The organism is Alkalihalophilus lindianensis (assembly GCF_032843265.1).
GTDB lineage: Bacteria > Bacillota > Bacilli > Bacillales > Bacillaceae_D > Alkalihalophilus > Alkalihalophilus lindianensis.
Genome location: NZ_JAWJBA010000389.1, coordinates 1 through 268, shown reverse-complemented (window position 1 = coordinate 268; position 268 = coordinate 1). Strand labels below are relative to the sequence as shown.

At 43.3% G+C, this 268-nt stretch carries 1 protein-coding gene; it reads left to right on the top strand.

Features of this window, described 5'->3' with window-relative positions:
• Positions 1–268, top strand: a 268-nt coding sequence (locus RYX56_RS22715; RefSeq protein WP_317124168.1) for a hypothetical protein, incomplete at both ends; no start/stop codon positions are given.

Here is a 268-nt window from a genome sequence, read left to right as displayed (position 1 = left end):
ACCGGGAAGGCCTGCCTCCAATTTACCTTATCATTGGTGCATCGCTGGCCGCATTGCTTGTGTTGTCGCTATTGTTTTCCACCAAAACATTGTTGATATTATTTACAGTGCTTCTTGTGCTAGCCCTCATTTTCATGCAAAAAAGGCTGAAAAGAGACAAATCGGTTTTGTTGGTAGCCGTGGGGATTTGGGGCTTTGCCGCAGCATTTTCAGGGCTTGCAGTGCCATTTTTATTTAAAAACGTTTTTAAAAAATATCAGGCAGACCG